At 57.9% G+C, this 21,467-nt stretch carries 15 protein-coding genes and 1 pseudogene; 6 read left to right on the forward strand and 10 right to left on the reverse strand.

Features of this window, described 5'->3' with window-relative positions; translation table 11 throughout:
* Positions 1-142: 142 nt before the first annotated feature.
* Positions 143-871: an AraC family transcriptional regulator gene (locus tag BLS41_RS31495; RefSeq protein ID WP_083380183.1), complete on the forward strand. Its 729-nt coding sequence runs from the start codon at positions 143-145 to the stop codon at positions 869-871.
* Positions 872-971: 100 nt separating this feature from the next.
* Positions 972-1,877, forward strand: a complete 906-nt coding sequence (locus BLS41_RS31500; RefSeq protein ID WP_074771604.1) for an alpha/beta hydrolase — start codon at positions 972-974, stop codon at positions 1,875-1,877.
* A gap of 112 nt (positions 1,878-1,989) precedes the next feature.
* Here the strand turns inward: BLS41_RS31500 and BLS41_RS31505 are convergent, their stop codons facing one another.
* Positions 1,990-2,985 (reverse strand): zinc-binding dehydrogenase, encoded by a 996-nt coding sequence (locus tag BLS41_RS31505; protein WP_074771605.1) that lies wholly within the window; start codon positions 2,983-2,985, stop codon positions 1,990-1,992.
* Between the two features lie 127 nt (positions 2,986-3,112).
* On the opposite strand from BLS41_RS31505, the gene BLS41_RS31510 reads away from it, so the two are divergent.
* The 3 genes from BLS41_RS31510 (at position 3,113) to BLS41_RS31520 (ending at position 8,049) form a co-directional block, all read left to right on the forward strand.
* Entirely contained in the window at positions 3,113-4,006 is an 894-nt protein-coding gene (locus BLS41_RS31510; RefSeq protein ID WP_074771606.1) for a LysR family transcriptional regulator, read from the forward strand.
* 469 nt (positions 4,007-4,475) lie between these two features.
* A complete protein-coding gene (locus tag BLS41_RS31515) occupies positions 4,476-5,945 on the forward strand; it encodes a DUF1254 domain-containing protein (RefSeq protein WP_216350636.1) in 1,470 nt (489 codons plus the stop codon).
* A 547-nt stretch (positions 5,946-6,492) separates the two neighbouring features.
* Positions 6,493-8,049: a DUF1254 domain-containing protein gene (locus BLS41_RS31520; protein WP_253189853.1), complete on the forward strand. Its 1,557-nt coding sequence runs from the start codon at positions 6,493-6,495 to the stop codon at positions 8,047-8,049.
* Positions 8,050-8,289: 240 nt separating this feature from the next.
* On the opposite strand, the gene BLS41_RS31525 is transcribed toward BLS41_RS31520, so the two are convergent.
* From BLS41_RS31525 to BLS41_RS31540, 5 genes are all read right to left on the reverse strand, one after another.
* On the reverse strand, positions 8,290-8,904 hold the full coding sequence (locus tag BLS41_RS31525; RefSeq protein WP_253189854.1) for a hypothetical protein: 615 nt from the start codon (positions 8,902-8,904) through the stop codon (positions 8,290-8,292).
* Positions 8,905-9,163: 259 nt separating this feature from the next.
* Positions 9,164-10,039, reverse strand: coding sequence for a tetratricopeptide repeat protein (locus tag BLS41_RS31530; protein ID WP_083380184.1), 876 nt, complete (start codon positions 10,037-10,039; stop codon positions 9,164-9,166).
* A 142-nt stretch (positions 10,040-10,181) separates the two neighbouring features.
* Positions 10,182-10,847: a hypothetical protein gene (locus BLS41_RS38705; protein WP_143026433.1), complete on the reverse strand. Its 666-nt coding sequence runs from the start codon at positions 10,845-10,847 to the stop codon at positions 10,182-10,184.
* 379 nt (positions 10,848-11,226) lie between these two features.
* Entirely contained in the window at positions 11,227-11,829 is a 603-nt protein-coding gene (locus tag BLS41_RS31535; protein ID WP_074771609.1) for a hypothetical protein, read from the reverse strand.
* A gap of 237 nt (positions 11,830-12,066) precedes the next feature.
* Complete coding sequence (locus BLS41_RS31540; protein WP_074771610.1) at positions 12,067-12,789, reverse strand: sulfite exporter TauE/SafE family protein; 723 nt, start codon at positions 12,787-12,789, stop codon at positions 12,067-12,069.
* A gap of 681 nt (positions 12,790-13,470) precedes the next feature.
* Between BLS41_RS31540 and BLS41_RS31545 the strand changes: the two genes are divergently transcribed.
* Positions 13,471-14,265, forward strand: a complete 795-nt coding sequence (locus BLS41_RS31545) for an SDR family NAD(P)-dependent oxidoreductase (RefSeq protein ID WP_074771611.1) — start codon at positions 13,471-13,473, stop codon at positions 14,263-14,265.
* Between the two features lie 267 nt (positions 14,266-14,532).
* Here the strand turns inward: BLS41_RS31545 and BLS41_RS31550 are convergent.
* The 4 genes and pseudogenes from BLS41_RS31550 to BLS41_RS31565 form a co-directional block, all read right to left on the reverse strand.
* Positions 14,533-14,854 (reverse strand): annotated as a pseudogene (locus BLS41_RS31550) (SOS response-associated peptidase family protein); the annotation flags it as partial.
* Positions 14,855-15,617: 763 nt separating this feature from the next.
* Positions 15,618-18,731: an efflux RND transporter permease subunit gene (locus tag BLS41_RS31555; protein WP_074771612.1), complete on the reverse strand. Its 3,114-nt coding sequence runs from the start codon at positions 18,729-18,731 to the stop codon at positions 15,618-15,620.
* Positions 18,728-19,939, reverse strand: coding sequence for an efflux RND transporter periplasmic adaptor subunit (locus tag BLS41_RS31560; protein WP_074771613.1), 1,212 nt, complete (start codon positions 19,937-19,939; stop codon positions 18,728-18,730). Before BLS41_RS31560 ends, BLS41_RS31555 begins: the two co-directional genes overlap by 4 nt.
* The gene (locus BLS41_RS31565) at positions 19,936-21,429 is read right to left on the reverse strand and encodes an efflux transporter outer membrane subunit (protein WP_083380185.1); all 1,494 of its coding nucleotides are present in this window, start codon (positions 21,427-21,429) and stop codon (positions 19,936-19,938) included. The genes BLS41_RS31560 and BLS41_RS31565 overlap by 4 nt, the downstream gene beginning before the upstream one ends.
* Positions 21,430-21,467 lie beyond the last annotated feature (38 nt).

Below are 21,467 nucleotides of genomic sequence, written 5' to 3' on the forward strand. Positions count from 1 at the left end.
AGGCTGAACTATACTGACTCGCTCCCGCCCAGCCAGCCTGCCAATGTCGTCTGTAGCCCAACCGCGCAACTCTTCTGCGCAGCGCACGTCCCGCAGCACCAATCCCGCAGACTATCAGGGTGCTCCCGGTCTAGCTTCCGTCATGGCCAAGGAGTATGCAGACGGTTTTGCCGTCGGTGAGCATAGGCACGCTCGCGCGCAATTGATCCATGCAACGCGCGGCACCATCGAAGTCATAGCTGGGCAGAAGCTCTGGCTCGTTCCGCCGCAGCGGGCGCTCTGGATGCCGGCCGGCATGCCACACGCGATGCGCGCGCGGGGGGCCGTTTCATTGCGCAGCCCGTACATCCGCACCGAAAACTGTCCACCTGGATTTCCTGATGAACCGCTCGCCGTCAACGTAACTCCGCTATTGCGCGAACTGATCATACGCGCCGCATCGATTCCGCTCGACGACGAACCTGCCGGGCGCGATAGCCTTGTCATCGCGCATCTGCTCGCCGAAATCGAATGGGTGCCGGGCCATCCACTGCGCATGCCGAGTGGCGGCGATCGTCGACTCAAGAGGATTTGTGACGCGATTCTCAGTGCGCCTGCCGACGCGCGTACGCTCGACGCGTGGGCCAGGCAAGCGGGTGCGTCGACGCGCACGCTCGCGCGCCTTTTTGTCGCCGAAACCGGCATGTCGTTCGTGCATTGGCGCCAACTCGTGCGCGTCCAGCATGCGTTGCCGCTACTCGCGGCCGACAGGCCCGTCGCTGAAGTGAGCATCGCGCTCGGCTACGAAACGCCGGGCGCCTTTACGGCGATGTTCCGTCGCGTGACAGGCACGACACCGAGCGCCTATTTCAGCTTGTCCGATCCGGCGTAGTGGATGTCCAGACCGAGGGTGAGTTGCGCGCCGCGGCCGGGTATCGTGACGCCTCATGCGCCGAATTGAAGCGCGTCAGGTAATTCACCAGGGATACGCAATGGAACGTCAAAACGTGGAGTTTCTGTCAGAGGGCGTGCGTCTGCGCGGCTGGTTCTATCTGCCCGCACAGGCGCTGGCGGGCGAGCATCCGGCCATCGTGATGGCGCATGGATTCTCCGCAGTCAAGGAGCAGTATCTTGATCGCTACGCCGAGGTGTTTGCGAACGCGGGTTTCGCTGTGCTCGTCTACGATCACCGTAATTTCGGCGAGAGTGAAGGGATGCCTCGCCAGGAAGTCGACCCGGCTTTGCAGAAGCGAGGCTATCGCGATGCGCTCAGTTATGTGTCGACGCGCCCCGAGGTGGATGCGTCGCGCATGGGCATCTGGGGTTCAAGTTTTAGCGGTGGGCATGTGCTTGAAGTTGCTGCGATTGATCGGCGCGTGAAGTGCGTGGTCTCGCAAGTGCCGCAGATTAGTGGTTATCAGTCGGCATTGCGCCGAACCCGCGCCGATCACGTGCCGGCGTTGCTAAGCCGTTTCGAGTCGGACCGTGCGCGGCGCTTCGCCGGAGGATCGCCCGCCATGCTGCCCGCGACGAGTGCCGACTCCGCCGAGCCATGCGCGATGCCAGGCGCGGACAGCCACGAATTTTTCGCCGGCACAGCGGCTTTTTCGCCGAACTGGCGCAACGAGGTAACGCTGCGCAGCGCCGAGCTTTCTCGCGAACATGAGCCCGGTGTGTACATCGCGCGCATCAGCCCCACACCGTTGCTGATGATCGTCGCGGATGCCGACACGTTGACTGCCACCGATTTGTGTTTGCGTGCGTATGAGGAAGCGCTGCAACCCAAGCAACTCGAGATGATCGCGGACGGACACTTTACGCCCTATGTAGAGCACTTCGACACTACCAGCCGGTGCGCTGCGGACTGGTTCAAGCGTCATTTGAGCGCCGACCATTGATGCAAGGCACGGTCCGGATCTGACCGTGCCTTGTTGTCTACGAATTGCTGACATACACCATCGGTCATGACCGACTCCTGCGCGGCACCGAGGCGCCCCCTCCGCTGACAACCTAAGTGACGAGGACAGCTTTGGCGCCATCCGCAGATTCGTAAGCCATCGCGAGCCTGATCTGATCGCGATGAAATTCTTTACCGATTCTGGTCGTGAACATGGAATCGTCGATCACGCCTTCAAGCGTTTTCAGCGCGGCAACAAGCCTCGCCTGCTCCTTCACTGTCCGGCTTTCGAAATTGCTGAACCGCTTCATACTCAGGTTCTTCATCATGAACAGTACGGACTGAATGGAAAACGGCGCAGTGCCTCCCAAAAAGCCGTAGAAATAGATCGTCGAATTCATCGGCAACGCAGGGGCGATGCTCGTTAGCAAGTCGCCGCCGACCCCATCGAATACCGCCGTCGCCCCCAGTTCGGCGGACAGCACACTGAGCCTGTCGTTGAAGCCCTCGGTAGTGACGATGACATGCTCCACGCCCAGACGGGCCAGCGCGTCCCGCGCTGCCGTTGTACGCACCAGCAAAATCGCCGGTATGTTTCTTCTGCGCGCAAGCGAAGCGAGCGCGTGTCCGGTGGCCGAATTACCAGCAGTGACGATGACGCCCTTGTGGCCCGCGCTAGTGATTTCTTCGAGGAAGGCGTAGGCCGTCATGACGTTGACGAGCGAGCCGCAATAGTCGCGCGCGCGAACATGGTCCGGCAAGATCAAACAGGTCGTATAAGGTACATGCGCCCGTTCGCACCAAAGCCCGACACTCTCCGGGCTTCTGTCAAGCGACCGGTATACCGCCACCTGCTTGCCCGTATATGCCAGGGGGACGCCTGCGCCCACTGCGACCACGCGCCCAGCCCCAGAGGCACCCCATACTCCATGCGGACCCAGCGCAAGGGCGTTACCCGCTGCCGTGGGCATCCTCAGGAAAGTCTTGTCGCCGTGGTTGATTGCCGAGGCGTCCATGTCGATCAGCACATGGCCGGGCGCAGGCTCGATCGGGGTCGGGATGTCACGAACCTCGAGCTCGCGGTCAGGTGTTACGCAAATTGCTTTCATCGTTCAACTCCTCCGGGTTACATGTCGGTGATGGCATGACCGTACGATAAGCAACTTCATTCATTGCCGAAACGCTGTCTCAGGGCATACCATCCATTCCACTCTGGAATCGATGCGGATAGCCCCTATGGATCGAATGAACGCGATTCGCCTGTTTGTACGCCTCGTCGAATGCGGCAGTTTTTCTGCCGTTGGGCGGGAGGAAGGGATTGGACAGCCTGCGGTCAGCAAGCAGATCGGCGCGCTGGAACGGCACCTTGGCGCCCAACTCGTTTTGCGGACCTCGCGCCAGGTTGTGATCACGGACGCGGGACAAGCTTTCTACGAGTCGGCGAGGCAACTGGTGGATGACTTCGACGCGCTCGAGTCGTCCGTAGGGGAGCGGCAGCAGTCGCCACGAGGCGTGGTCAGAGTCAATACGGCTCCGGCGCATGGCCGGCTTTGCATCACGCCGCTGTTACCGGAGTTCTTCCGGCAGTATCCGGATGTCGCGATTGAGTTGTCGGTATCGGAACGGCATGTCGATCTTGTCGGCGACGGCGTCGATCTGGCGGTTCGCCATGGGCGACTGATGGACTCTTCCCTCACTGCGCGGAAGCTGTCCGAGACAGACTTCGTGCTCGCGGCCAGCCCTGGCTATCTTGCCGATCATGGTATTCCGACGCGGCTTGCGGACCTTGATAAGCACGCCTGCATCGTCTTTGCGAATGGCCGCGAGCGCTACCCGTGGTCGCTCAGGAACGGGAAGGAGCGCGTCTCCTACGTGCCGCACGGGTCGCTGCTGACTGGCGATGCGGAGCACATTCGCGCGGCTGTGCTGCACGGCCTTGGCATCGCACAGGCGCCTTTCTGGCTCATGGCGAAAGAAATTCAGTCCGGCGAGGTCCAGTTGTTGTTGCCAGATTTGCAACCCGATCGCGTGCCTATTCACCTTGTCTATCCAGCGGGTCGCCGGGTACCGATGAGGGTTCGAGTGTTCATCGAATATCTTGTTTCGGCATTTGCGCGTTCAGAACTTTGAAGTGCAGTTTCGTCACCTCGGATTGCAAGTGCACCAACGCCGCCACGCAGAATCGTCGCTTGCTACGTGTGCCGCCTGAAAGGCTCATAGTGACCATATAGAGCCCGACGTGATTAGACGAGGCCTACCCATAACGGCCGGCCGCTCCGATACCGACGGTACGATTGTTCCCCAACTCGTTGCGAGTCATTCATTGTCGCTGGGAGCGACCGATGGCCGATTGTCTGCGGGGCACGGCCCGGTAAATGGGACGGACCTTTCACCAAAGGGCAATCTGGTTGCCCCTATCCCCTATCGCGTCGTACCGTGGCATCAGCGACACTAAGGGACGTGAGTAGCGACCGCATTGCGTTCGGATTGAGACCAGCCCGCGGTCCTGTGGAATGCTCCGCGGTGCAATGCAGCAATAGGCTCACGCGCGCGTCCGGTCCCGACGTGGTCATTCTGTTAATCGAGGCGGTGTCAACTCATGATGAACATGACAAAACGGCGCTTTACGATGGCAATGATTTGCCTGCTCGCCCTCGCATCCGGCACAGCCGGTGCCCAGGATGGTAAAGAGCCGCTTGGAGGCCAGCCGGCGGCGGGCAGCCGACCGTCCGCAGACCTCAATTATCAGATATTGAGGCAGCGTGCATTCGAAGCGGTCAATTGGGCGCTGCCCGCTGTGGAGATTTATCGCTTTCGTCCCGCTGGCGCCGAAGCCCTCGGTTTGAAGGACAACGATATCCTGGCGTATTCGAAACCGGCAACGCCGAATCTCGAAGTAGTGACAGGTAATAGTTCGACGCCTTATATCTCCGCATTTACGGACCTTCGCAAGGGACCGGTAGTGCTCGAAATTCCACCGTCTGGAACAGACGGCAGTCTGTATGGACAGGTCGTCGACGCGTGGCAATTTACGATTGCCGACGTCGGTCCATCTGGACTGGATCAGGGAAAGGGCGGCAAATATCTGTTCACCCCGCCGGGCTATACCGGACCGATCCCTGAGGGATATATCCACGTTGCGTCTCCCAACTATCGGATCACGATGGCATTCCGCTCGATCGTGCAACCCGGAAAAACGGTCGACGATGCGTTCAATTTCTCGCACCGGCTACGCCTGTACTATCTTTCGGACGCTGCCAATCCACCGCAGCAACGGTTCGTCGACCCAGGCAATCAGCGCTACTCGACACTCCCGTTTTTCGACGAACGGTTTTTCAATGATCTTGCCGACATAGCTAACGTCGAGCCCGTCAGGCCCGAAGACAAAGTGATGATGGGTATGCTCGCGTCATTGGGAATCCAGAAAGGCAAACCGTTCAATCCGGATGCCGAGACGGTCCGGGCAATGCGCCAGGGCGCTGCCGACGCATGGTTCAGCCTGCAGTCATACTTCGATCATCCACCCAAAGAGGTTCTCTACTGGCCCGACCGGCACTACATTTCATTACTGCTCCCCGACGAAAAAAAGCAATTCGATTATGTGTACGACGACCGGGTTGACTATGTAGGACGGGCCAGGGCTTTCTTCTGGTGCATCTACATGCCCAAGACGCTGAGCGATTCGCCGGGGACCATGTATATGGTTGCCGTGGCCGACAAGAACGGCAAACTGCTCGACGCAAAGACGAACTACAAGATCACGCTTCCGGCGGCGATGCCTGCAAAGCAATTCTGGGCCATCACCGTCTACGACCATGCGACGTGGACTTACATTTACAGCAACAGCGAACGCACCACTTTGTCTTCGTACGACATGAACAAGATGAAATTGAATAGCGACGGCAGCGTAACGATCTACGTCGGCCCGCACGCGCCAAAGGGACTGCAATCAAACTGGATTCCGACGGCTGGCCGGCGTCCTGCTCCGACGGTACGGTTCTACGGACCGACGGAGGAGTTGATGAACAAATCGTTCAGGCTCCCTGATTTCGAAGTTGTGGGCAAATAGGGAAAGGGATCTGGCTATTCGCCAGGCTTGCAGGTCTGGTGAGATTGAGTATCGGCACTGGCGGCGCGAAACGCGGTTCGCAATCGGCAGAGCTCAGGCTTGAAGCAGACGTTTACCCGAAACAGTTGGCCATGAGGGCAAATGTCGCCCCATGGCTTAACCGTGGCCGACGTTCATTGTGTTGCATCGACCGGTTGAATCCGCCGGGCGTAGCGGTTGAATCCTCATTCCAAAGACATCGAATCATAGTCTGATTGCCCACACGGGCAATTCCGTTGCCCTTTGTCCCAATAGCCAATTCTCCAGAAAAACTCGATCCTCCTGCCAGTAAGCGACCCGAGAATATTCTCAGGGCATACAAGATTACGCGCTTCCTTAGAGCACGTAACGATGACTCTTTCACGTAGAGATTTTCACCGCGTAAGCATGGCCATGGTTGGCGTTGCTGAGAGGTCCGAATTCACATTCGGTCTCTTCGAAGATAGGTCTTCCGGCCGCAGCAGCAGGACTGCACTTTACGATTCTGAGAAGCCACAGGAGTACAGCCGTGAATACATCGCAATCCGCAATCACGAAAAATCTTGCTGCCGCGCTGGTCGCGCTAGCCGTTGCGGGCTATTACCCTGAAGCATTTGCTCAATCACAGCAGCCGACGCCCGCTCAGACACTTGCCGCAAGCCATGACGCGCTGGCGAATGCGCCGTTTTCCGGGGACTTTCCCACTAATGAATCAGCCGAACTGCTTCGGGACGAACTGTACTTCCAGCGAGCTGTTCAGGTCTATTTATGGTCGCTGCCCGCGATCAACATGTTCGCGATGAAAGAGGGCTCGGAGAAAATCTACGGTGCTGGATACAACGTGCTTCCGGTCTGGAAAGAGCGCCTTAATGCGAAAACGCAAGTCACCACGCCGAACTCCGATTGTCTTTACGCGATGACGTACGTCAATCTTGCCGAAGACGGCCCGATCGTTGTCGAAGTGCCTCCCAAGAATCAGGGTATCCTGGACGACTTCTATCAACGGCCGCTCTCGGGCCCGACGATAGACGGGAAAACGTATACGGGCGACTTTGGATTTGCCGGGCCTGACGGCGGCAAGGGTGGCAAGTATCTGATTGTCCCGTGGAACTACAAGGGAGCCGCGCCCAAAGGCTATTACCTTTACCGTTCCCGGACCAACAATGTATTCGTGTTTTACCGGGGCTTTTTCACCGACCCGAAAGATCTCAAACCCGCTAACGCGCTGATTGCAGGCACGCGCATTTATCCTTACGGCAAAAAGGATTCTGCCAAACCGATGCAGTTCCCCGATGGATCGGCGACGCCTGCCGATATGCTGTTTCCGCATGACGGCACGTATTTCGACATGCTGGCCCGTTTTGTCGATCAGGAAACGGTCGACCCCGCAGATATGGACTGGCGCGGCATGATGGCGGCGATCGGTATTGAGAAAGGCAAACCGTTCCAGCCCACGGCCCGGCAGCGCGAGCTGCTGGACAAGGCGGCGAAAACCGCGTTTGGGATGAGCAAGGTCGAAATCTATAACGGTCTGGTGGACCAGCCCGAGGCCAAATACTATCCAGACCGGCAATGGGTCAACGTCTTCGCCGGCCAGAACCCGTTGTTCCAGGCAAGCAGATCGTTCACCAACCTCGCTCAACGGGATGCGTACTTCACAACTGCTTACGCGACCAGCCCAGGAATGGTCGTAGACCTCGTCGAAAAGGGCGCGAAATATCCGTCGACCTGGCGCGACGCGGATGGCAATTTTCTGGAGGGCGGAAGCAGCTATCAACTTCATCTGCCGCGCGATATTCCTGCTGCCAACTTCTGGTCAGTCACGGTGTACGACTCGATCAATGCGTCCGGATTGCAAAACGGTCAGCCCCTGCCCTCGTTGAATTCGATGGACAAGCCGGTGCAGAACGCCGATGGTTCATACGATCTTTACTTTGGCCCGAACGCACCGGCAGGCAAGGAGCGTAACTCAGTGAGGACGGTTCCGGGCAAGGGCTATTTCATTATTTTGCGTCTGTATAGCCCCAAGGAGGCGTTCTTCAAGAAGACCTGGAAGCCTGACGACCTCAAGCGCATTTCGCAATAGAGAGGCTTATGTGAGAGGCCGGCCGTTCGCTTTGCACTGAGTGAGCGGCCGTTTCCGAGGTCAATGCTGACCTTCAGACGACCGGCAAGCGGCATATCCGAAGGGCCGGCTTTGGTCGTACGCAGAAGATCAGCCCCTACCCGTTTTCGCTTTCTTCGAGACCACTGGATTTTCGACGCGCAGGGGATACGCCAGAAACAGATGATTTGATCATCGCAACAGCACATGCCGCGTCGCAGGCTAGATGCGTGGAAAGCGGTATTCCTCGAAAAAATGACCGGTTCCCATAGGCAGGTGGAGCAACTGCGCGTGATATTCGATATCCATGTTGCGCCGAACAATCAGATCACCATTGCTATCGATCTGCAACGTATCGTCTGTTGTCACATGATTCGGCCCATAGTCGGACCGTGTTTCTTCAGGTGCGAAAGTAAGATGCATCACCCCACTTTTGCAAGTGACACGCTGCGCTTTCATGAAGCCAGTTCGATACTCGCCGATCTTGACATCGCCGTAGAACGTAGCGACGAGGTACTGATTCTCGCTCGACGGCGTCAGGGTGGCGTAGTCGGGAGGCGTAACGATGCCGTGATCATCCGTCCTGTAACGGCCGACCATTGCTTTCCATGCATCTATGTCCTCGACAGGAAATATCAAACTGATCGGCAATTTCGTCCCGATCTGCTGAGTTGGATCGCCGCGCACCATTCGACCTGCACCGGCGTACTGGCCGCTCAAATTCGGGCATCCAGCCAGCGATGCATTCGCTAAAGACTGCGACCGAACGTCGACCACCGTGTGCTGCACGCATCCTCCGACGCATAGGAGTGACGCGAGCGACATGGCGAGAAGCATTTGCTTCACCGGTCACCTTTATTCGAGTATTCAATCATGGGGGGCTGGATGCGTGAACATTGAACCGAGGGCTCATTGTCAACGATCTACATCGCTTCGTCGACCGTCTCTTTGTGGCCGCACACGGCCTCATGCATCTTGCATCGGCACGTTCGCGAGCGGTTGCGAACGACCGCCCCTAGGCGACCCACTAGAGACATTCGACTTTCCAGGAAGCGGACCTTCATTCAAGATCGCGCACATGATCCATACGGACCCGTCAGTAGGACTGGCTTTCAACCCTTTTCACGTCTTTCTCCGCCATGCTTTTTAAAGGGCCTTCTTGTCGAGCCGCTTTTTGATACCAAAACAGGGCCTTGGTCTTGTCCCTTGGAAGATCCATATACCTTATTTCGTAACCCATGCCGAGAGCCAGTTCTGCGGGAACATCGCCTTGGTCTGCCTCTTTTTTGTATTGCACTTGAGCCCTCTGATACCACAATGCTGCTTGATTTTCGTCCTGCTGGACTCCTTCTCCGAATTTATAGGCGTTGCCGAGACTAACTTCAGAAACTGCATAGCCCGCTTCTGCTGCTTTTCGATACCAAGCAACGGCTTGAGCCATGTCCTTCGGGACGTCCCACATGCCATGCTGATATAGACTGCCCATCTCATTTTGGCAGTGAGCCAGCCCTTGGTCGGCGGCTTTCGTCATCAAAGCCAATCCTTGTGAGACGTCATGAGGCAGGCCGAAGGGGCCACGCGGACCCAAAACATAGCCCAAGCCCAAGCGACACTCGGCCTCAGCGTCACCCTGCGCTGCAGCTTTACGATACAAGGCAACCGCTTGCGTTCTATCCTTTCCAACGGCATAGCCGTTTTCGTAGAGAATACCCAGTCCTCTTTCCGCAGCAGGATTCCCTTGCTCCGCCAAGCGTTGCCAAACGGTAAGCGCAGTCGGAAAATCCCTGTGTTGATATGCGGTTTCAGCGTCGCTAAGCTGATCTGCGTGGACTGCACCAACAAGCCCACAAGCAAAAAAGGCCGCCACGCATAAGCTACGCAATGAGATGTCTCGACAACGCCACATTTGTCGGCGAGCGTTGATGTCAAGCGGCGGCTTTGGTCCAGACAGGGAAGTTCGTTGTGCATGCATGAGCTTTTTGTGATCCTATCGCGCCATGATTTTCCGATGGCGATCCGCCGCGATCTTTTGTACTGCTCGAAAACTGATCTTTTTAAAAAAACCGCAGGAGTGAAAACGTGAATATCCTGTCAATAAAATCTCACCGACCCACTTAACTTCCTAGTCGCCTAACTTTCACAATTGATACCAAAAACCATAATGCGGCTAAAACAAAAGCACGAAAATCCATGTATTTCACGGATTCGTCGATTCTATAGTCAGAAACCGACCTTTGGTACGATTGCACCTCAATTTCGTCCACTCGAATAGCCCATATTTGACGAAAAGGATTTTCGGGATAAACTGATAAATACGCGACAGCATCGCCGGCATGGTAGTCAATCAACGCTTGAACTTCATCGGCTGCCATGCCGAGATCGTGAATGCTTTCATCGTATCGAAGCCCGCCATAACCACTGAAGCGCACTAGAGTATCATTTCGATTTCTTGTTTCCGACATCACGAATGGACCAATTTCCCGTATTTCCTCTAATTTCGGAATAAGCGAATCTCCTTTTCGATAAGTCAACATCCAGTGTGTAGAGATCACACCGCTAATCAGAGATAAGATCGCAAAAATAGCCAAAAAAGAGGCCCAAATATTGTCTCGCCCGGGAGGATCAAAGCTTGCCTCGAACTTTAGAAATTTCATTAAATAATATTGAAGTGATAACGTTCCATGTAGAAATTTTCGCCGTTCGCCTTTCGCGTTATAAGCAGCAACTACTGTACACATTGACCGTAAGAGATCAGCCGCAATCAATCTATTGCCCTGCATTATTACGCCTCAGGCTTAAAGATATCGATTAGTCTGAAACACCGCAATTCCTTCTCGACCGACAATGTCAAATTTTCGCAAGTGTAATATTGTTAAATATTTCAGAAAGCTTTGATGTTGCTTGCACGGACCAACTTTGCTGTATGCGCGTCGCTATTGACCTAGCGGGTGCCCGCGCATGGATTGTCGACGATCTAGGTATCAAGGTCGAAGGTCTATTACTGGCCGTTCAGTGCCTCATGCAGTTTGCATTCTCAGATCGAGGTGAGTGACAATCGAAGGGCCCTGCCCGACCGGAGCGGACGATGAGCATTCCCCGCATCGGACATTCAAAAAGGCTACGTTGGCAACCTTGGACGGTTCGGTGAACCTCAAGTGATCAGCGACGGTCCTTCATCGCTTCTAAGTCTTGCTGGCCGAAAAACGAATCAATGGCATGAATCGAAAGTACACGGATACCATACGGACCGGTCAGAACATGAACGATAGACGCTCTTCGCGCATTCCAGTCTGCAGGGTAGTTAAAGAGCGCAAATGTCGGGCAGGTAAATACCATGCCGTCGACTTGACGGTCATACCACGTCACGGAGTTTGGGCATTTCCTTGAAATCGGCTGCGCGGATGTTAGGTAATAGCGGCTTTCATGGGACGTGGTTCGGACAAGTAGTCGTTCACTGGCATCCGTCAGCATCCACCCGGAAAAGACGAGATACGCGAAGACAAGGAATAGGAAGGCGATCAATTGGCGGCTGCTAATCCGCCTGTTCGAACTTACTTGCTTTGCCGACATTCGAGTCAGCATACAGATCGCGGCAACAACTAGCGTGGCGACGCCAAACCCGAGCCATACAGGATCGAATCGGCCACGGAGCGCACCATTTGCGAAAGAATCAGAGACAGCACTGGACAGGACGAACGCAACGGGAAAAATCGAAATCAGGCCGAAGAACAGGATATACCCCATTACCGACCGGATTTTCATTTTCTATTTCTCCAAGGCTCGTAAGCGTCGCAGCGTAGCATCGGCGACCGATGCGGACGGATTGTCAGCGATCCGAGCGCCAGTGTCGAGTGTCCGCAATTGGTCGAACCCGGCCCGACAAAAACCTCGATCTCTAATCGCAGCATGCAGCGAAAGGCCTGAGTCGGGCCCGTAAAGAACGGTCGACAGTGCGTCGTGTCGATGGCGGCTTTCACTTAACCGCCATTTGCATTTCAACTAGCGTGCTGCCGCCCACAGCAGCGATAGCCCAGACGACAGCATTAATCCATCCACGACCAGCTTGAAAGTCCCAGGGCTCATTCGGGTAACAATACGACGTGCGACGAACGTCCCGGCCATCAGCGCCGAACCAGTGATTAATCCATCGAACACGACGGGCAGCGGCAGTGCTCCAAAGTGATTGAAGACGGCGACTTTGGCACCGTAGACCGCGAGAGAGCCCATGGCTTCGGTCGCAAGAAATGCGCCTTTCACCAAACCATATCCCATGAACACCGGTACGGTAATCGGGCCGGTTGAAACAACAATGCCAGTGAGAAAACCCACTACCGCACCGATCACCGCCAGTTGCAGCAGCGAGAACTGGATTGCATGACGCGCAAGCCAGCGCCGTGCCGGAACCATGGCAACAAAGAATACGCCGAGCGCCAACTCGACAGCATGCGGCGGCAAAGCCAGTAGCGTGCGCACGCCCAAAGCCGCTGCCGGTACAGCTGTCACGCAATAGGCAAAGCATGCGCGCCAGTCGATCTCGCGCCACCAGGACAGTACCTTGCCGAGATTACCCATGATTGCGGCAATGGCCATGATCGGAACGGCCTGTTGTGGGCCATATAGTATGACCAGGACAGGCATGAGCAGCATCGACGATCCCGTGCCGATTACGCCACTCAACGTTCCTGCAAGCAAACCAACGCAAAGCACCAGCAGGTATCCCATCTCAGGCTCTCCACCGTGGGCAAAAGCGTGATTCTATAGTCATACGATGGGAATGATTCGCCGACGAATCCATCGGCTGCCTTACGGTTAGAAACGATCGCGCAAGTGTCTCAGTCTCCGTTTCGTTGAAAGGCAGAAGATGGTCGGAATCGGAAGATTGCATCAAACGATGCCGGATCAATCTGGCAGCATCGCGACGCTCCACATGCGACTAACTGCGGACCGTCACATTTTCCCCAAAGCGGTCGTTCAAACGCCGACACTGTTTGCCAGGAGACGACCTCATGACAACGCCGAGCGTCACTCACTGGACACCGTGCAAGAGCGTAAGACGCGACGCGCGTCTCCTGGATAGCCCGACATTTTCTTATTGCAGGAGAGCCTGCAAAGGCCGCTTCGGGTTGAAAATCCATCCTTCGCGGGCTGCCGGTTGGCCCCGAGGCGCAACGGGTCGTCCATCAGCTTGATCACTTGCCTCTATGACGTTTGCTCGGCGGCGTTGTATTGGAAACGCACGACGACGAGCACGTCTTTGCGGATCGCCACCTTCTCGTGGACAATGCACCATTTGGGCTTCAGACAGGAGGGCGCCACGAAGCCGGATCTGCCTGGCTCACAAGAAAGCTTCCATGGCGCACAGTCGGTTTCTTAGTCGTAGCGATTAATCAATACGGGATGTGTATGGCAACTTCTAGCGAAAAATCTTCGGGACAAGCACGTTACGCGAGCTATCCCAGTCTGGTAGACCGGGTCGTGCTCATTACGGGCGGTGCGAGCGGCATTGGCGCTTCGTTCGTCGAGCACTTCGTTGCGCAAGGTTCACGTGTGGGCTTTCTCGACATCGACACGAACGCGGGAACAGCGCTCGCCAAATCGCTCGATAACGCGCACCATCAACCGCTCTTCGTCGCCTGCGATGTCACCGACATTCCCGCGTTGCACGCGGCCATCGCCGAAGTGCGGGCAGCATTCGGACCGATCGAGGTGCTCGTGAACAACGCGGCAAACGATCGCCGCCACGCGCTCGCCGACGTGACGCCCGAGTCGTTCGATGCAGGCGTTGCAGTTAACGTGCGGCATCAGTTGTTCGCAGCGCAGGCCGTGGTCGAGGATATGAAGGCCGCACGCGCGGGTTCGATCATTAATCTCGGCTCGCATTGCTGGATGCTCAAGAGCAGCCAGTTCCCGGTCTACGCAATGAGCAAGGCGGCAGTACAGGGCTTGACGCGCGGGTTCGCCAAGGACCTCGGCGCGTATGGGATCCGCGTGAACACGCTCGTGCCGGGCTGGGTGTTGACTGAGAAGCAGCGCAACCTGTGGCTTACCGACGAAGGCCGCGACGAGATACGACGCGGCCAGTGCATCGACGAGGAAATGGAGCCCGGCGATCTCGCGCGCATGGCGCTCTTCCTCGCGGCCGACGACAGCCGCATGATCACGTCGGAGGATGTCATGGTGACGGGTGGCTGGTCGTAATAAAGCCGATTCTCGCCCGGCGGTTTGGCCGATTGACGAGCGGTAGTGGCATGGCAACTTCCGGGGAAAGGGTTGGCCGCTAGTAGAAGCACGTTCGCGACCTCGCGCAACGAGGCGAGGCTTCGAAGATTGTCGACGAACTCACCCGGATCGCCGACTGACCGCTGATCGCCGGGATCGGTTTTGCCCTATCCACTCCGGCCCCTATGACGTGACCCAAAGAGCCTATGCCTACTCGTATGGACGGTCGCGGTCATCGAGAATCGCAAGGTTGTCACGACGCGCGTTATAAGTGCCAGCGTATTTCACGTCGTAGGACGCTGGCCTGCCGGCAATACGGAATTGATAGCGCATTGGCTTTATCACGCGCTGGCCATGTTCCATGACCATGATTGGCGCGTAATCACCCGAAAATTCGTGAGTCGCGATCTTTCAAGTCGGTACGCTTCAAATCGTCCAGTCGGCGAATCATCGCGTCGATCTTATCCGCAGCAATGCGTTTGCTCTCGGTCGCCGATTTGGTGACTTTGGTTTGAAGTGTCCTGTCTGGGTCAGTCAGTCTCGTGCGCTGCCTGAATAACTCCTGCTCGAACATGTACGCGCATTCTGGGTATATCAGTGAGCAGACCGCCGGCCTCCTTTCGCGGCGGCCTGCATTAATCGACTAGCGAGCGGTCATTTCCCTAACCTGCTTTCGCCGCCGCCTCCTTCGCGAGTAAGCGTTGCGCCTGATGATCACCTTTACCCGCTTCCTGGGCGGTTTGGACTGATGTTTCGGAGGCTTCGGCCATCATTGCACGTGCCGCGCTACTGATGCTGACTGTATAGGAGGCCGATGTGCCGGACGAGCCGGACGAAGTGGATGAACTATTTGTTGCGGTTGGGGATGTTGTTACCGACGTAGCGGATGCTTGTGTCTCGCTAGACGAAGCCGGAGTTTGAGAGAGAGTTTGACTGATTGTTTGAATAGACATTGTGATCTCCGATGGAAGAACGTTGGACTGCATTGCTTCTATCGGCATCGACTCACTGATCTTGAAGTTTATATTTTTTTAAATTTATACGCAGCATAAGTGTGTCTTAAGAATCATTTAAAGCGACACAAACCATTGAGTTTTTTTATTCAATACCACTTCGGATTGACGATCACAACGAGATGAATTCTCAATCGTCCTCCTTAAGGATTTCTTCAGATTACTCCATCGCATAGATTGCAGCTCGCCGGAGACAAGATATCTCATTCATTTGGCGATCGGTCTCAGGTACGCCCTGAGGTAGCACCAGGAATACCATCACTACGGCCGCTGCAATCATCAATGCCGCATAGACAACCAGTTAGTTAGCCGATCCCATCAGACAGCAGACTCACGTTCCGCGAATGTGTCCTTCGCGCGAGATCTTGCGAACCAATGCGCAAGCCGATCAAACCATAGATGCACGACTGGGGTGGTAAATAGCGTCAACAACTGCGAGAGGATCAGCCCGCCCACGATCGCGATACCCAACGGCACGCGCAACTCCGCACCCGCGCCGTGTCCCAGTGCGAGCGGCAGTGCACCGAACAGCGCGGCCAGCGTGGTCATCATGATCGGCCTGAAACGTAGCACGCACGCCTGACGAATCGCCTCGCGAGGCGATAGGCCATGCTCGCGCTCGGCGACGAGTGCGAAGTCGATCATCATGATCGCGTTCTTCTTCACAATGCCAATCAGCAAAATTATGCCGATCATCCCCATGATCGATAGATCCTGCCCGCACAGCATCAACGCGAGAAGCGCCCCAACTCCTGCCGACGGCAATGTGGAAATGATCGTAAGCGGATGAATCGCACTCTCGTACAGAATGCCGAGAATCAGGTACACAACGACCAGTGCGGCCGCAATAAGATAAGGCTCGCTCGCGAGCGACGCCTGAAAAGCCTGTGCCGTACCCTGAAACGAACCAGTCAGACTATCGGGCTTGCCAGCCGCCAGTTCGGCCTGGTGAATCGCCGTGACCGCATTGCCGAGAGACTGACCCGGCGCGAGATTGAATGAAATGGTGACGGCCGGAAATAGCCCCTGATGATTCACCGAAATCGGCGACACGTTGTTCTCCACTTTGGCGAGCGTGCTGAGCGGCACCAGTTCATTCGTCGAAGGTGAACGTACGTAAAGGTGCGCGAGCGCATCGGTCGTCAACTGAAATGACGGATCGACTTCTTCGACCACGTGATATTGGTTCAACTGCGTGAACAGCGTCGCGATCTGCCGCTGACCAAAGGCGTCATACAGCGTATCGTCGATAGCCTGCGCGGTGATGCCGAAGCGCGAGGCCGTACTGCGATCGATCACGAGCGTGGCGCTGGTCGCGGCCGCCTGCTGATCGGACGTGACATCCGCGAGTTGCGGCAGCCTGGACAATCTGTCCGTCAACACACCGGCCCAATGACTGAGCTCGTTGATATCCGGGTCTTGCAACGTGTACTGGTACTGCGCGGCGCTGATCCGGCCGCCTACCTGAATATCCTGGCGAACCTGCATCGATACCGACACGCCCATCACCGTCGCCAACTGCGGCTTCAAACGGTTGAGCACCTGTGCCGCATTGACCGTGCGCTGGTTGAACACCTTCAGGTTGATCATCACGTGCCCTTGACTCACAGTCGGATTCGGGCCAATCCAGTAGAACACGTTGTCGACCGCAGGATCGGCTTCGACGATGTGACCGATCTGCTGCATCTTCTGCGACATCGCGCGCGGCGAGATATCCGGCGCGGCCTGCGCAATACCTATGATCAAACCAGAGTCTTCCTGCGGAAAGAAGCCCTTTGGAATCAGCACGAACAAAGCGCCGGTCGCCATGACAGTTGCGATGGTGACGCCGAGCATCAGCTTCGGGCGGTCCAGCACCCAATCGAGTCCTTGCTCATAACGCCGTTCAACCGCGACGAAACCGCGTTCGAGCCAGCCCTCGAAGCGGCGCATCGGACCGCGCGCGCCGGATTCCGGCAAGCGGATCAACCAGCCGCACAACATCGGCGTGAGCGTCAACGAGACGAGCGCCGACATCACGATGGCCGCACTGACCGTCACCGCGAATTCGCGGAACAGCCGACCCACGATACCGCCCATCATCAGAATCGGAATGAACACGGCGATCAGCGAGATGGTCATCGAGACGATAGTGAAGCGCACTTCCATCGCCCCCAGCAGCGCGGCCTTCATGCGCGGCACGCCCTCCTCGATATGTCGCATCACGTTTTCGATGACGACGATCGCGTCGTCCACCACGAAGCCGACTGCAATGGTGAGGCCCATCAGCGACAGATTGTCGAGGCTATATCCGAGCAGATACATCACGCCGAAAGTCGCGACCAGCGACAGCGGAATGGTCATGCTCGGAATCAGCGTCGCCCAAAGGTTGCGCAGGAAGCAGAAGATCACCATCACAACGAGCGCAATGGTCAGCATCAGCGTGAACTGTACATCGTGCACGGATGCGTCGATGGTCTGCGTTCGGTCGCCCACCACGCGCAGGTGCGCGGCGGCGGGCAGCTGCGATTCGAGCGCCGGAAGCTTCGCCTTGATGTTGGCGATGGTCTGCACGACGTTGTAGCCGGGCTGTTTGTGGATGTCGAGAATGATCGCCCGTTCGTGCTGCAGCCACGCAGCCTGCTGATTGTCTTCGGCGGCGTTCAGGACGGTGCCGAGATCGGACACGCGGATCGGCGCGCCGTTCCTGTAGGCGATCACCAGATCGCGATACTGGGCGGCCGTGGTCATCTGGTCGGTCGCGTTGAAAATCACCGAACGGTCCGGGCCGTTGAGACTGCCCTTCGGCGCGTTCACGGTTTGTACGCCGACGATCGAACGCACGTCTTCCAATGTCAGGCCGCGCGCGGTGAGCTTGTCGGGATCGAGTTGAATCCGCACTGCGGGCCGCTGCTGGCCGTGAAAATCGACGAGACCGACGCCCGGCATCTGTGAAATCTGCTGCGCGAGATAGTCTTCGGCATAGCTGTCGAGCTGGGTCAGCGTGAGCGACGGCGAAGTCAGCCCGAGCGAAAGCAGCGTGAAGTCTGCGGGGTTGACCTTCTGATACGTCGGCGGATTGGGCAGGTTCTTCGGCAGTGTGCCGCCCGCCGCGTTGATTGCGGTCTGCACATCCTGCGCTGCGCCGTTGATGTCGCGCGTCAGATCGAACTGGATCGCGATATTGGTTACGCCCAGCGAACTCGACGAGGTCATCTGCGTCACGCCCGCGATCAGCGAAAGCTGCCGCTCGAGCGGCGTCGCCACCGACGTCGCCATCGTTTCCGCACTCGCACCCGGCAATTTGGCCTGAACCTGGATGGTCGGAAAATCCACTTGCGGCAGTGGCGCAACCGGCAATAGAAAATAAGCGACCACGCCGATCAGCAGAACCGCAATCGCCAGAAAACTGGTGGCGATGCGCCGCTTGATGAACAACTCCATGAGACTCATGCCGGACCGTCCTGATTAGTCTGACTGCCGGTTGCGTTGGCGTTGGGCGGCGCTGCGGCAACGGCGGGCACCGTCGTCGCGGCGACATGTACACCCGGGTTCAGGCGGCTTTGCCCGTCGAATACCACGAGGTCCGTGAGCGTCACGCCCTGGCGAATCTCGGTCATGCCATCTACCGTTACGCCGGTCTGCACGGCGCGCATGCGGGCGGTGCCGTTCGCGTCGATCACATACAGTTGCGTGCCGGTTTGCGTGTTCACCACGGCTCGGCTCGGCACGGCAACGCGCTGACCGTCCACCCTCACCAGCACGCGCGCATTCACCAGCTCTCCGGGCCACAGCTTGCGGTCCTTGTTCGCGAACGACGCTTTCATCCTGATCTGCCCGGTGGTTGCATCCACGCTGCTGTCGATAAACACCAGCGAGCCGTCGGCCAGAGCGGTATCGCCGGAACGCGCCGTCACGCTCACAGCAAGTGGCGCTTTCGCCTGATTCGCGAGCAATTCGGGCAACACGTCCTGCGGCACGGAAAACAGCACGGTGATCGGTTCCATTTGCGTCAGCGTGACGATTCCGGTCGTGTCGGCGGGATGCACGATGGCGCCGACATCGGCCTCGCGCATGCCGACGCGCCCAGCGAACGGCGCCAGCAACGTGGTGAAACTCAACTGCAACTGGTCGCTCTGGACCAGCGCGGCGTCGGCCGCCACGGTGGCGGCGAGCGAATCGACCTGCGCCCTGGCGGTATCGACGGCCTGTGTCGTCGCCGCGCCGATGCCGACCAGCTTCGAGTAGCGCGCAAGATCGAGGCGCGCGTTATCGAGCGACGCCTGGTCCTTGCGCTGTGCGGCTTGCGCCTGACGCAACTGCGCGGTCAATGGCCCCTGGTCCAGTTGCGCGAGCAACTGGCCGGCCTTGACGTCCTGGCCTTCGGTGAAAGCGATCCGCTGCAACTGGCCGTCGACGCGAACTTTCACGTCCACCGTATTGAGCGCCTGCACCGTGCCGACTGCCGCGACCCGGATCGGGAAACTCTGGCTCACGGGATGCCCGGCATTGACCGGCACGGGCGCGGCAGGTTTGGCGGCCTGATGCTTCGGCCAGAACCACGCGACGAGCAGCGCGACGATGAGGGCGAGCGCAACAACGAGCGGCGCACGGTGTCGCCGGTGCGGCGTACCGTGCTGCGAAAAATCGGCAGAAGTCATGAGCGTGGGGAAGTAGTAGAGGATGCGGCAGTGCCGGCGGCGTCGGTACGGATGTCATCGCCAGTGACGCCGAAACCGCCGCCAAACGCGCGAAAAAGACTCACCGACGCTTGCAAACGTGCAAGCCGGGCTTGCACCAGCGTGTCTTCGGATTGATAGAGCGTGCGTTGCGCGTCGAGCACGGTGAGAAAGTCGACAGTGCCCAGCCGGTATTGCGCGTCGGCCAGCATCGCAGCCTGACGGGCGGCGTCGGCAGCCTGCTGGTCGGCGATTTCCGCGAGTTGCTGTTGCTGCTGCGCGGTCAGGGAATCTTCCACGTCCTGCAACGCGGCGATGACTGTTTGCCGGTAGTCGGCCACGCTTTTCACTTCCGCCGCGCGACTCGCGTGCAACTGACCGCGTAGCGCGCCGCCGTCGAACAACGGCGCGGCGAGCGAGGTCGCCAGACTGGCGAACGGGCTCGACAGAAAATGCGAGAGCGACTTGCTGCTGAGCCCACCGTCTGCGGTGAGGACGATATTCGGCATGAACGCGGCTCGCGCTGCGCCGACGCTCTGGTTGGCGGACTGCAATTGCGCTTCTTTCGAGCGGATGTCGGGCCGCGTTTCCAGCAAGCTAGCCGGCAGATCCGGCCGTGGCTCGGGAATGGCGATCTGGTCGAACGCGACGTTATCGATCGAGAAATGTTCGGGCGCGGTGCCGGCCAGCACAGCCAGAGCGTGAAGATTGACGTCGAGTTGCTGTTGCAATGCGGGCACGGCGGCGCGGAACGTCGCCAGCGCGTTGCGCTGTTGCTGAACCTGCAAACCGGTCGCCACGCCGGCCTGCTGCTGCGCAAGCAATAAATCGAGAATATGCTGCGCGTCGTCGGCAATGGAGCGGGCGATGTCGAGTCGGCGATGCAGGCTCTGCACCTGGAAATACGTATCCGCGACAGAGGCGGTCAGTGTCAACGCCACCGTGTCGCGATCGAACTCCGACGCGCGGGCAAGCAGATCGGCGGCATTGGCGTTCGCGGCGTTGAAGCCCCAGAAGTCGACCTCATAGCTGGCTTCCGCGAAGAGACTTTGAGATTTGGTGGTCGAGCCGCGTCCCTGGTGGCTGCGATCGAACGTTGCGCCAAGCGACAGCGACGGATACTGCGGCGCGCCCGCTTTCTCTGCGTTGCCGCGCGCCTGCTCGACCGTTGCGATAGCCGAGGCGAGCGTATAGCTGTGGCTGAGACTGCGTTCGATCAGCGCGTCGAGCGCGGGATCGTGAAACTCGCGCCACCAGCCGCTTTTTACCGGAACGGTCGTCCCGAGCGACAGGTTCGCCGCGCCGTCGAAGGTCGACGCCAGCGGCGTGTCCGGCCGCTGATAAGCCGGTACGAGCGAGCAGCCCGCGAATAAGGCGGCCACGCTCGCCCACATCAACCCGCGTCGAAGCTGGGATCGCCGTGCAGGACGGATGACGCGTGCGCACAGACTGGAACGGAACAGCCCAGACATGGGGAAAGCTCCAGCAACGATGGAATGCTGGCCAGCTT

Origin of the sequence: Paraburkholderia fungorum, from assembly GCF_900099835.1 — a bacterium.
Lineage (GTDB): Bacteria > Pseudomonadota > Gammaproteobacteria > Burkholderiales > Burkholderiaceae > Paraburkholderia > Paraburkholderia fungorum_A.

Bases quoted from the DNA above. Each gene is read 5' to 3' on its own strand.
- BLS41_RS31495 (WP_083380183.1), top strand. From the start codon at position 143: ATGGCCAAGGAGTATGCAGACGGTTTTGCCGTCGGTGAGCATAGGCAC.
- BLS41_RS31500 (WP_074771604.1), top strand. From the start codon at position 972: ATGGAACGTCAAAACGTGGAGTTTCTGTCAGAGGGCGTGCGTCTGCGC.
- BLS41_RS31505 (WP_074771605.1), bottom strand. From the start codon at position 2,985: ATGAAAGCAATTTGCGTAACACCTGACCGCGAGCTCGAGGTTCGTGAC.
- BLS41_RS31510 (WP_074771606.1), top strand. From the start codon at position 3,113: ATGGATCGAATGAACGCGATTCGCCTGTTTGTACGCCTCGTCGAATGC.
- BLS41_RS31515 (WP_216350636.1), top strand. From the start codon at position 4,476: ATGATGAACATGACAAAACGGCGCTTTACGATGGCAATGATTTGCCTG.
- BLS41_RS31525 (WP_253189854.1), bottom strand. From the start codon at position 8,904: ATGCTTCTCGCCATGTCGCTCGCGTCACTCCTATGCGTCGGAGGATGC.
- BLS41_RS31530 (WP_083380184.1), bottom strand. From the start codon at position 10,039: ATGCATGCACAACGAACTTCCCTGTCTGGACCAAAGCCGCCGCTTGAC.
- BLS41_RS38705 (WP_143026433.1), bottom strand. From the start codon at position 10,847: ATGCAGGGCAATAGATTGATTGCGGCTGATCTCTTACGGTCAATGTGT.
- BLS41_RS31535 (WP_074771609.1), bottom strand. From the start codon at position 11,829: ATGAAAATCCGGTCGGTAATGGGGTATATCCTGTTCTTCGGCCTGATT.
- BLS41_RS31540 (WP_074771610.1), bottom strand. From the start codon at position 12,789: ATGGGATACCTGCTGGTGCTTTGCGTTGGTTTGCTTGCAGGAACGTTG.
- BLS41_RS31545 (WP_074771611.1), top strand. From the start codon at position 13,471: ATGGCAACTTCTAGCGAAAAATCTTCGGGACAAGCACGTTACGCGAGC.
- BLS41_RS31555 (WP_074771612.1), bottom strand. From the start codon at position 18,731: ATGAGTCTCATGGAGTTGTTCATCAAGCGGCGCATCGCCACCAGTTTT.
- BLS41_RS31560 (WP_074771613.1), bottom strand. From the start codon at position 19,939: ATGACTTCTGCCGATTTTTCGCAGCACGGTACGCCGCACCGGCGACAC.
- BLS41_RS31565 (WP_083380185.1), bottom strand. From the start codon at position 21,429: ATGTCTGGGCTGTTCCGTTCCAGTCTGTGCGCACGCGTCATCCGTCCT.